This is a genomic window from Catenulispora pinistramenti (assembly GCF_018274385.1).
Lineage (GTDB): Bacteria > Actinomycetota > Actinomycetes > Streptomycetales > Catenulisporaceae > Catenulispora > Catenulispora pinistramenti.
Genome location: NZ_JAAFYZ010000346.1, coordinates 1 through 7,346 on the forward strand (window position 1 = coordinate 1; position 7,346 = coordinate 7,346).

Consider the following 7,346-nt stretch of genomic DNA (forward strand, 5'->3'; position numbering starts at 1 on the left):
GGGATCGGGGATTCGGTGACCATGCGCCGACTGTAGGTAGCGCGATCCCGGTTGTCATACGGATTTCGGCAGTCAGCGCTCGCCGTCGCCGAGGAACCGGCGCAGCGCCTCGACCACCAGGTTGTGGTCGTCCACCTGCGGCAGCCCGGACACAGTCACGGTCCCGACAACGCCGACACCGGCGACCGCGATAGGGAAAGCACCGCCGTGAGCGGCATACGTGTCCAGCGGCAGCCGGGTCGACTCCTCGAACGTGGTCCCGCGATCGCGGTGCCGCTGCCCGACCAGCAGCGAGCTGTGGCCGAAGCGCCGGACGACGTTGTTCTTGCGCTCGATCCAGAAGCCGTTGTCCGGGCTGGTGCCGGGCCGGGCGTGGTGGAACAGCTGCTGGTCGCCTCGGTGGATGTCGACGGCGACCGGCAGTTCGCGCTCGCGGGCCAGCTGGACCAGGAGCGAGCCCAGGGCCCAGGCGTCGTCGTGGGTGAAGGTCGTGAAGACCAGCTGTTCCTCTTGGGCGAGCAGTTCATCGCTCGTGGTGGGTTCGCTCACGAGGCGAGTTAATCAACGCTGTTGACAAACAGTCAACCGACGGCCCGCCGACACCCGCGGGTGGCCCGACACCCGGCACCCCTCACGCAGCGCCGACCTTCTCCCCGACCCGCGCCGGACTGCCCGGCAGCCACACGCTGAGCAGCGCCCCGCCACCCGGCGCGCGGGCCGCCTCGACCCGGCCGCCGTGATTCGTGGCGATGTGCTGCACGATGGCCAGGCCGAGGCCCGAGCCCGGGGTGGAGCGGGCCTCCGGGGAGCGGTAGAAGCGCTCGAAGACGTGCGTGAGGTCTTCCTCGGCGATGCCCGGCCCCTGGTCCGCCACCTGGAGCATGCCATCGGTCAAGGTGACGGTGACCGTGCCGGCGGCCGGGGAGAACTTCGTCGCGTTGTCCAGCAGGTTGGTCACCATACGTTCCAGCGCCGTGGCGTCGCCTTGGAGGTACCAGTGCTGGAGCCGGAAGTCATACCTGACACCGCCAAGCGCGCGGCGCTGCACCCGCTCCGCGGCGCGTTCAACGACGTTGACCAGGTCCAGCCGCTCGATGGTGTGCGCGGGCTGGTCGTCCCGGGAGAGCTCGACGAGGTCTGAGATGAGGATCGAGAGCTCTTCCATCTGCGCGCGCACGTCGTTCAGGAGCGCGACGCGTTCCTCCGCGGGCAGCCGACGGTCATCCGGCGGCGCGGCCGCGACCTGGGCCAGCAGATCGAGGTTGGTGCGGATGGAGGTGAGCGGAGTGCGGAGTTCGTGGCCGGCGTCGGCGACGAGGCGCTTCTGGTGCTCCCGCGATCGGGCCAGCGCCTCAAGCATCGTGTTGAAGTTGCGGGTCAGGTGTGCGATCTCGTCATCCCCGTTGACCGGCAGCGGCGCGAGGTCCCCGGTGCGGGCGATGTACTCGGTCGCCTGCGAGAGCCGCACCACCGGCCGCAACGCCGCGCGTCCGATCGCCAGCCCGGCGAAGGCCGCGAGCCCGATGCCGAGCAGCCCCACGACGATCGAGATGGTGGCGATGGTGCTCAGGACCGATTCGGTCGGGGCCAACGACGTCGAGAAGACCAACGCCGAGGGCTGGGAGCTCGCCGTGGATCCGCCGGGGGCCGCCCCCTGCGATACCCCCGCAGAACTATCGGCGAAGCTGTTATAGATGGCGTAGACACGGTAGTCGACACCGTTGTAGCTGACGGTCCTCAGCGACTTGCCGCTCTGCCCGTCAGCCACAGCGACCTCTGGCGGCCCGAAGGGCGCCGACACCTGATAGGTGGCCAGGACCTGCCCCCGCTGCCGCAGCTGAAGGTTCAACGGCTGATCCGCGGTGCCATCGGCATAGACCAGCGACTCCTGGTAGCCGGAGACCGCCAGCATCTCCCGGTTCTGGTCCTGATTGAGCGTGCTCGGGTCGTACATCGCCAGCGGCTCCGCGGTAAAGACAGTCGCGCGCAGCTCCAGCTCGTGGTCCATCCGATTCATGATCGTCCGACTGATGGCCAGATAGCTGATCAACGCGCACAGCGCCACCGACAACCCGACCGCCGCCACCACCAGAAGGGTGATCCGTGATCTGAACGACCGCCGACTCACCCAACCCCCATCCCTTGCCATGCGCAGAGCCTGGGGCGTCCCGCTGAGAGACGGCTGAGATGCAACCGTGAGGAGAGTGAGGAAGGATCTCAGCCGCGAGCGCTCACGCGGTACCGCGGCAGTCGGCAGCCGACCCCGCTACCCCCCCAGCCGCAAGCCCGGAACAACGTTGGCATAGATCTGCTGAGCAGCCTGCGTCCCCACAGCGCCCTCAACCTGCCGCCGCGTCGCCCCCTGCTCATAGAACGGGTAGTCGCTGGCGAAGACCACTCGCTCAATGCCATAAGTCTCGATGGCGAGTCGGAGCGCACCCGGGTTGCCCGCGGCCGTGTCAACGTAGAAGTTGGTCCGGAAGTAGTGCTCGATCCGGTGCTTGGCCTTGCTGCCCCCGAGCAGTTCGATGCGCTCGGCGATGTAGGGCAGCACCCCGCCGAGATGCGGATGGACGACGACGAGGTCGGGCACGACATCCAGCAGACCCGAGTCGATCAGCCGCAGCGCCGTCAGCGAGGTCTGATACACCCAGGACAGTCCGGCGTCCTCGCGCAGATTGCGGATGCCGACGCCGGTGGCGGACCGGAAGCCCGGGTGCAGCACCAGGGGGACGCCCAACTCCGCGATGCGGGCGAACACGGGAATCGTGTCCTCGGTGACCAGCGGATGCCGCTCGTCGACGGTGGTCTGTTGCGAGACGCCGCGCAGGTCCAGCTCGCCGATCGCGTGGTCCAGCACCTTGAGTGCCAGGGCCGGGTCCTGCATGGGCAGGGCGGCCAGGGCCACCACGTGGTCGGGGTGCTCGCGCTGCACCCGCGCGTACTCCACGTGGATGCGGTCGAGCAGTTCGGCGGCTTCGTCGGCCGGGAGGTGGGAGACCTCGGCCAGGGTGGCCGGGCCGAGCACCAGGACGTCGACGCCGGCCGCGGCGGCGTGCGCCAGGTGATCGTCGAAGTCCGCCATGAGGCGGTTCATCAGCGGCTGGCTGCGGTTTTCATCGAGCCACAGGACGTAGTCGCCGTCCGGACCGCGCTCGGCCCGCGGGTAGGCGGTCCGGCCGACGAGCCCTTCGACGACGGAGGGCGGGTACCAGTGGGCCTGGTAGTCCACCACAGGGGTTGTCGAGGCGAGAAGGCTATTGCCGGATTCGGATTCTGCGGTCATGGTGACCTCCCGGTGAGAATACGCAGCCGCATGAGCGGCTTCCGCGTGAGCGGCTTCCTTTGCAGCGTAATCTCGGGAGGATCAAAGCAATTAGCTACTCTTATCGATATCTGCCATTGTCGCCATCGATTCCTCGCCGTCCAAAGCCGCCGCAGCCTGTAGCACACGTTCACGCAGCCACCGATGCCCCGGATCGCTATCGGCTCGAGGCTGCCAATACATCCCCAGGTGCAAAGGCTCAAAGGGCTGCGGGGGCTCCAGAAGGCGGATGGAAGCCTGACTCCCGGTGGAAGCCTGGCTCAGGAGGGGAGCTTGACTACCGAAATACCGCCCGAGCCGTTCCGGCACCACCGCCATCATCCGCGTGCCGGCCAACACCAGCGGCTGGATGACAAGGCTCTGGGTCCCGATCGCGGGCACGCGCTCCACGCCCTGCCGCCGGAACAGTCGCTCGATGATCGGGTCCGCGAAACCGGCGCTGTAGGAGACCAACGGCAGCGTCCGGAACTGTTCCTCGGTCAGCCGCTCCCCGACCTCCGGATGCCGCGCGTCGACCGCGCACACCAGGTGGTCGGTGAACAGCCGGGCCGAGCTGACCCGCAACTCCGCCGACTCCTCCGGAAGGATCAGCAGATCCAGCCCGGGCCGGCTCAGCTGCTCGGCGTAGTCGACCGCGACCGGCCGAATGAGCAGCCGCAGATTCGGCGCCTCCGCCTCCAACGCCGCCACCAACGGCCCCAGCAGGAACAGCAACACGTAGTCGCTCGCCATGAGCGTGAAGGTCCGCCGGGCCGTGCGCGGATCGAAGCCCCGACTGGCCCGCAACGCGGAGTCGATCAGGTCCAAAGCCTCCTGGAACGCGGCCCTCAACTCCACGGCGCGCGGCGTCGGCACCAGCGACCGGCCATCGCGAACCAGCAGCGGATCGCCGAAGAACGACCGCAACCGGGCCAACGACGCGCTCATCGCCGGCTGCCCGACCGACATCCGCACCGCCGCTCTGGTGACGCTCCGCTCGGCCATCAGCGCCTCGAACGCGAGCAGCAGGTTCAGGTCGAGCCGGTGAAGCTGCTCATGCGGCATCGCGGCCACCTCCGATCATCACCGGGACACTAACTCACGGTGAGCGGGGTTGCGGTTCGCGAGCCGCGGGCCGGCGTCAGGCCGCCGACTCGTCCTCTACGAGGCGGCCGAACACCCACGTTCCGGGCGCCGCGGGATCATCCCCGACCCAGAACTGAGTCCATAGAGAGCGGAACTCCTGCTGCGAGACATGGCCGTCGCCGTCGAGGTCGAGGCGGGCGAAGATCTCGTCGGTGTCGGTCGGGCGGCCGTTCCAGGCCTCGATGAGCCGACGGTACTCGGCACGGGAGATGTGGCTGTCGCGGTTCTCGTCGATGGCCTCGAACATGGCGTCCGCCGTCACGCTCACCGCGTCGAGCATCGTCGGCAGGATGTCGACGACGGTGAGAACGTCGTCCAGGGTGACGTGCCCGGCGTCCGCCGCCGACGCGCTGAGCGATGACCACCAGCCGAGCATGATCGCTCGCAGTCGCTCGTGGTCCTCGGTGCCGGGTTCCAGGCCGCGCAGGACGGTCCAGCGCGCTGCCAGCGCGTCGAAGTCGGCCTCGATGAGATATCCCCGGCGGTCTGTGTCCATCGCGGTGAAGACGCCCGCGACCTTGCGTCGCTGGAATTCGCTCGCCATGGGCCCATGGTGGCGGCGAAGCGGATACGACGGGCATGTTCCCGACTCAAACCCCGCTATCGGGTGAGAATCGGGGGTCGGGGTCGGGGTCGGTTCCGCGCCGCGTTCTCCTGGGCTTCGAGGAGTTCGGCGCTGTGCTCAAGCGTCCAGCGGCCCAGAGCGGCCAACGGACCGTCGACCAGGCTCTGCCCCAACGCGGTCAAGGCGTACTCGACGCGGGGCGGTGCCTCGGCATGCGCACGTCGGTCGATCAGTCCGTTGGCCAGCAAGCGATGCAACGTCTCGGTCAGAACCTTGTCGCTGATGCCACCGATCGCCGTCCGCAGTCCGCGGCGTCGGCACGGTCCCGGTCGAAGCGCGACCAGAACGACGGGATCCCACGTGTGCGCAACGAGATCAGTCCCCGCGCGCAGCTGACAATCGGCGGCCAATTCGCCGCCGTGGTCTTCGTGATCGCTCATGACGCTGCCATTATCGCGCTCCCGTCGCGCACCGATCGGTGCGTAACGCCTTGCCTACTGTGGCTCGATCAGCGTCAAGGAAACGGAGACACGATGCGCATCGGGATCCTGGGGACGGGAACACTCGCGGCGGTATTGGGTGAGGCGTGGACGCGCGCCGGGCACGAAATCACCGTCGGCGGACGATCGCCGGAGAAGGCGCAAGCGCTGGCCGATCGGCTGGGCCGCGGGACACAGGCCGTCGCCCCGCGACACGTCGTCGCCGGACGTGATGCGGTGCTGCTCGCCGTGTCCTGGGACGGCGTGGAGGACATGCTGCGGGCATCGGGGGCGTATGAAGGCACGCTGGCGGGGACGCCGTTGATCGATCCCACGAACGCCGTCGAGCATGGCGTCGGGACGTTGCTCACCGCTGACGGTGATTCCATGGCGCGGCGGATCGCCGAGCTGGCTCCGGGGGCGCACGTCGTCAAGGCGTTCAATCTCTTCCCCGCCGAGCAGTGGCAACAGACCGCGGCCTTGTCCGCAGCCACCGACTCTTCCGTCACGGTGACGGTCACGGTGACCATGTGCGGCGACGATCCCGCGGCCCTGGACGTCGTCAGCCGACTCGTCCGCGACGTCGGTGCGGCGCCGGTCGTGCTGGGCACGCTGGATCGCGTCCGTCAGCTCGAGGAGGTCGCGGGTTTCGTCATCGGGCTGGCCTTCGGCGGCACCGATCCCCACTCCGCGATCCCGCGCGTCCCCTAGCCGGACGGGGATCAGCCTCGGCCCGCTCCAGGCAGCCCCTAAAAGTCGAAGCCCAGTAGGCTTGAGGCGTGCACTGCGTACTGGAGAACCACCTGCGGCCGGCCCGCCGAGCGGTGCGACATCGGCTCGAGGGGGCGACCATACTGACCAGAGACGACCTCAGCCCGGACGGGATGCGGAACGGCGGGCCGGACGGCCCGGACCACAGGTTCGCACGAGGCGAAAGGCCAGGCCGATGATCGAGCTCGACGGGATTCCGGAACTGGCCGACCCGGTGATGGTGGCGGCCTTCGAGGGGTGGAACGACGCCGGCGAGGCGGCGTCGAACGCGGTGAAGCACCTGGCTGAGGCCTATGCCGGGGGCGGGCGGGTGTTCGCGGCGCTGGACGGCGAGGACTACTACGACTACCAGGTGCACCGGCCCATGGTGGCCGCGGCGGAGGACCGGCGGCAGGTGATCTGGCCGACCACGCGGTTCTCGATCGTGCGGGCGCCGGCCCGGTTGTTGCCCGGGGACGCGCACGAGGAACCGCGGGACCTGGTGCTGGTGCACGGCGTGGAGCCGAACATGCGCTGGCGTTCGTTCTGCGAGGAGATACTGGGGCTGGCGCGGGATCTGGGCGTGGGGCAGGTCATCACGCTGGGCGCGTACCTGGCCGACGTGCCGCACACCCGGCCGACGCTGGTGACCGGGACCAGTTCCGACGAGGCCTACCAGGCGTTGTTCGACGTGGAGCCGCCGACGTATGAGGGGCCGGTGGGCATCACCGGCGTGTTCCAGGAGGCATGCCACTTCGCGGGGATCCCGCTGATGTCGTTCTGGGCGGCGGTGCCGCACTACGTGGCGCACCCGCCGGTGCCGAAGGCGACGCTGGCGTTGCTGCGGCGGCTGGAGGACGTGCTGGACCTGTCGGTCCCGACGAAGCGGCTGGCCGAGGAGGCGCAGGCCTGGGAGGCCGGGGTCGACGAGCTGGCGGAGAACGACGCCGAGGTCGGCGAGTACGTGCGCACGCTGGAGGAACAGCGGGACAACGAGGACGCCGCCGATCTGCCGGAGGCCAGCGGCGAGGCGATCGCGCGGGAATTCGAGCGGTATCTGCGGCGGCAGGAGCGGCGGCGGGGGTCTGAAGAGGGGTAGGGC

8 protein-coding genes are annotated in these 7,346 nt (G+C 69.0%); 2 read left to right on the forward strand and 6 right to left on the reverse strand.

Features of this window, described 5'->3' with window-relative positions:
* Positions 1-72 precede the first annotated feature (72 nt).
* From KGQ19_RS46210 to KGQ19_RS46235, 6 genes are all read right to left on the reverse strand, one after another.
* Positions 73-549: a heme-degrading domain-containing protein gene (locus KGQ19_RS46210; protein WP_212021575.1), complete on the reverse strand. Its 477-nt coding sequence runs from the start codon at positions 547-549 to the stop codon at positions 73-75.
* An 82-nt stretch (positions 550-631) separates the two neighbouring features.
* Positions 632-2,086 carry a sensor histidine kinase gene (locus tag KGQ19_RS46215; RefSeq protein WP_212021577.1) on the reverse strand — a complete coding sequence of 485 codons (1,455 nt, stop codon included), beginning with the start codon at positions 2,084-2,086 and terminating at the stop codon, positions 632-634.
* Between the two features lie 180 nt (positions 2,087-2,266).
* Positions 2,267-3,286, reverse strand: coding sequence for an amidohydrolase family protein (locus KGQ19_RS46220; protein WP_212021579.1), 1,020 nt, complete (start codon positions 3,284-3,286; stop codon positions 2,267-2,269).
* Between the two features lie 90 nt (positions 3,287-3,376).
* Entirely contained in the window at positions 3,377-4,369 is a 993-nt protein-coding gene (locus KGQ19_RS46225; RefSeq protein WP_212021581.1) for a LysR family transcriptional regulator, read from the reverse strand.
* Between the two features lie 76 nt (positions 4,370-4,445).
* Positions 4,446-4,994 (reverse strand): EF-hand domain-containing protein, encoded by a 549-nt coding sequence (locus KGQ19_RS46230; protein ID WP_212021583.1) that lies wholly within the window; start codon positions 4,992-4,994, stop codon positions 4,446-4,448.
* 56 nt (positions 4,995-5,050) lie between these two features.
* Complete coding sequence (locus KGQ19_RS46235) at positions 5,051-5,455, reverse strand: winged helix-turn-helix transcriptional regulator (protein ID WP_212021584.1); 405 nt, start codon at positions 5,453-5,455, stop codon at positions 5,051-5,053.
* 93 nt (positions 5,456-5,548) lie between these two features.
* Here KGQ19_RS46235 and KGQ19_RS46240 point away from each other — a divergent pair, with 93 nt between their 5' ends.
* Complete coding sequence (locus KGQ19_RS46240) at positions 5,549-6,205, forward strand: NADPH-dependent F420 reductase (RefSeq protein WP_212021586.1); 657 nt, start codon at positions 5,549-5,551, stop codon at positions 6,203-6,205.
* A 235-nt stretch (positions 6,206-6,440) separates the two neighbouring features.
* Positions 6,441-7,343 (forward strand): PAC2 family protein, encoded by a 903-nt coding sequence (locus KGQ19_RS46245; RefSeq protein WP_212021588.1) that lies wholly within the window; start codon positions 6,441-6,443, stop codon positions 7,341-7,343.
* Positions 7,344-7,346 lie beyond the last annotated feature (3 nt).

Coding starts and splice junctions, on each gene's coding strand:
- KGQ19_RS46235 (WP_212021584.1), bottom strand. CDS start 5,455: ATGAGCGATCACGAAGACCACGGCGGCGAATTGGCCGCCGATTGTCAG.
- KGQ19_RS46240 (WP_212021586.1), top strand. CDS start 5,549: ATGCGCATCGGGATCCTGGGGACGGGAACACTCGCGGCGGTATTGGGT.
- KGQ19_RS46225 (WP_212021581.1), bottom strand. CDS start 4,369: ATGCCGCATGAGCAGCTTCACCGGCTCGACCTGAACCTGCTGCTCGCG.
- KGQ19_RS46230 (WP_212021583.1), bottom strand. CDS start 4,994: ATGGCGAGCGAATTCCAGCGACGCAAGGTCGCGGGCGTCTTCACCGCG.
- KGQ19_RS46245 (WP_212021588.1), top strand. CDS start 6,441: ATGATCGAGCTCGACGGGATTCCGGAACTGGCCGACCCGGTGATGGTG.
- KGQ19_RS46220 (WP_212021579.1), bottom strand. CDS start 3,286: ATGACCGCAGAATCCGAATCCGGCAATAGCCTTCTCGCCTCGACAACC.